The following is a 3,070-nucleotide window of genomic DNA, read 5'->3' on the forward strand; positions in this document are numbered from 1 at the left end:
TTCAGCAATAACGCTTGCAGGACACACAGGCAAGGCCTTCTGGTTTGATAAAACCAATGGAGGCTTTATAACCAGTAGTTACTATTATTCCCACTATCCATCCTGGGTTCAAAACTGGAATAAACTTTATGAACCTAAAGCTTATGAATGGAAACTATCGGAACCTATTTCATATTACCAAAATAAAAATACAAAACCCTTTAAAAAAAATTATGGTGATTTCGGTCAAAAATTTCCTCATCATATTATAAATCCACCTTCTGAAGCGTATTTTAAATCACTATCCAGAACACCAAAAGCAGATGAATTAACTGCACACTTCGCAGAACAATTAGTAATAAATGAGCAATTAGGTAAATCAACGAATAAAACAGATTATCTGGGAATTAGTTTTTCCGCGGTTGATGCCATAGGTCATCAGTTTGGCCCCAATAGCCTGGAAGCTGAAGACAACCTGTTGCAACTTGATAAAACGTTGGCGCATTTATTTATTGCCCTCGACAAAGAAATCGGCTTGGAAAATATATTGATAGTACTAACAGCGGATCACGGGGTAAGTGATAGTCCATCATACCTTAAGGCGAATCATATCCCAGAGGCAAAACCAATCGATTATACTTTGGTTGAACAAAATATCAGACAATTGCTCAGCAAACAATACTCACTTCCAGAAGAGGCGTTAATGTCTGTGAATCCACCTTTTATTTATTTAGATCATCAGGTGATAAACAATCATAAACTTGATCTGGCTCAGGTCAGCAAATACGTAGCGAACGCCTTATCCTTAAACCCAGGACTATTCAGAGCCTATTCCTTGCCGATGGCTGATGTCAAAAAAGATTGGTTATCAGCAAAAGTTGATCGTATGTCCTACCCATATCGTGCAGGCGATATTTATATGGTCCCTCCTCCTTATCAGTTCCGTAAAGAAAAAAAAGAAGATAAAGTATCCCATGGAACTCCTTGGCAATACGACAGTCATGTTCCCCTGCTATTTGTTAATGCTAATTTTACACCTCAGGTTATTTCACGACCGGTTTCCACTACCGATATTGCACCAACATTGTCAGCATTATTAGTAGTAAAATACCCTTCTGCTGCTGTAGGCAAACCATTAAATGAAGTATTAAAAGAGTTTAAAAAACTGGATTAAGGCTACATTTAACTTAAGGTTCAAATAAAATTCGAAAAACATGATGTTCCCTCTCTATACACTAGTGATAGAGAGGGGAAAACATATAAATCCTCTCTCCCTGCTCTGGCATTTAGCTGTTGAGTTTATAAGTAACTCTTATAGTGACAATAGCCAACAAAATTGATGATAATATTCCAATAAAATAAAAATTTGTCGATATTTCCAGTGATATCCACATGAAATCCTCTGAATCAATTGAATTTAGCGCAAAATAGCTTTACTATTTGCGCAAAATTTTTTACGAAATAATCATGACTAAGCAAGCTATAATAATTGGAATTTCAGGTCCCTCAGCATCGGGCAAAAGTCTTTTAGCAAATACTATTGTGAGTGAGTTAGGCTCCGAACAAGTAGTTGTAATATCAGAGGATGCATACTATAAAGACAATGGCCATATGCCATTTGCTGAGCGCGAAAAAATAAACTACGATCATCCTGATTCATTTGATCACACTCTGCTCTGCGACCATTTACGCCAACTAAGGTTAGGCAAATCAGTAGATATTCCTATTTATTCACACTCAAAACATCTTAGATTGTCAGAAACCAGAACGATAGGACAACATGCCATTATCGTTTTGGAAGGCATTCTCTTATTCAGCGACAAAGCACTTAGAGAAATAATGGATATTCGGATATTCATGTCTACTCCTCTTGATGTATGCCTTACCCGTCGTTTGAAAAGAGACGTGGTTGAACGTCACCGATCTTTTGAGTCAGTACTGCACCAATACGAAACAACTGTAAGACCAATGTATCTTCAATTCATTGAACCATCGAGCAGATATGCAGACATTATTGTTCCACGCGGCGGTGAAAATAGAATAGCGATTGAGATGATTCAAGCGAAAATGCGTGAACTATTAGCATCACATACTACCAAAAAAGAGTAATAGTAAGGAGAATACTGTGGGTTTTTTATCTGGAAAAAAGGCTTTAATTATTGGATTAGCGAGTAATCGTTCTATTGCATACGGTATAGCCAAAGCGTTCCATGCTCAAGGTGCAGAATTAGCATTTACATATCAAAATGAAAAATTACAATCCCGTGTGGAAACCATGGCAGCAGAGTTTAATTCAACTCTAACCTTTCCTTGTGATGTCGCGCGAGATGAAGACATCAATGCCCTGTTTAGCAATTTAGGACAACATTGGGATAAGCTGGATGTCCTGATTCATTCAGTTGCCTATGCACCAGCAGATCAAATCAGTGGCGATTTTCTTGAGAGTTCCAATAGAGAAGGCTTTAGAATTGCGCATGATATAAGTGCATACAGCCTGGTAGGTTTAGCACAAGCTGCATTACCCATGATGAAAGACACTCAAGGTTCAATCCTTACATTAAGTTATTATGGCGCAGAAAAAGCAGTCCCTAATTATAACGTCATGGGAATTGCCAAAGCGAGCCTTGAAGCTTCAGTGCGTTATCTGGCAGCAAGTTTAGGTCCGAGAGGCTTAAGAATTAATGCAATATCCGCAGGACCTATTAAAACGCTTGCGGCAGCTGGAATTAAAGATTTCCGTAAAATCCAGGCAGCATATGCCAATATTACTCCCTTACAAAGAAATGTAACTGCTGATGAAGTTGGAAATACAGCAGCGTTTCTATGTTCTGATTTAGCATCAGGCATTACAGGCGAAGTAGTCCATGTGGATGCGGGCTATCATGCCGTTTCAACCATGAGTGATTTAGGGTAAGAAAAATTACAAGTAGCGCATTTATTATGCGTTACTTTTGTTAAGTCTGACAATTAAAAAATTATTTTGAATAAAATAGAAAAATAGTTAAATAAATGTGAGCATTATTCAAAAAAACATGTATAATGCGCACAAGCTTTCAGGGTGCTTAGCTCAGCTGGGAGAGCATCGCCCTTA

The 3,070-nt window shown here is 37.9% G+C and carries 3 protein-coding genes; all 3 read left to right on the forward strand.

Annotated features, from left to right (window positions below):
* Window positions 1-1,153: alkaline phosphatase family protein (locus tag Q0495_RS14040; RefSeq protein ID WP_298627413.1), on the forward strand; the 1,153-nt coding region annotated here is incomplete at its 5' end.
* A gap of 293 nt (window positions 1,154-1,446) precedes the next feature.
* On the forward strand, window positions 1,447-2,088 hold the full coding sequence (gene udk / locus Q0495_RS14045) for a uridine kinase (RefSeq protein WP_298627414.1): 642 nt from the start codon (window positions 1,447-1,449) through the stop codon (window positions 2,086-2,088).
* Between the two features lie 16 nt (window positions 2,089-2,104).
* Window positions 2,105-2,893: an enoyl-ACP reductase gene (locus Q0495_RS14050; protein ID WP_298627416.1), complete on the forward strand. Its 789-nt coding sequence runs from the start codon at window positions 2,105-2,107 to the stop codon at window positions 2,891-2,893.
* The last annotated feature ends 177 nt before the right edge of the window (window positions 2,894-3,070 follow it).

The sequence above is a fragment of the uncultured Legionella sp. genome, assembly GCF_937871865.1.
Classification (GTDB): Bacteria; Pseudomonadota; Gammaproteobacteria; order Legionellales; family Legionellaceae; genus Legionella.

What these genes read in the sequence shown, in the direction of transcription:
- udk (WP_298627414.1), top strand. Translation starts at nt 1,447, where the DNA reads ATGACTAAGCAAGCTATAATAATTGGAATTTCAGGTCCCTCAGCATCG.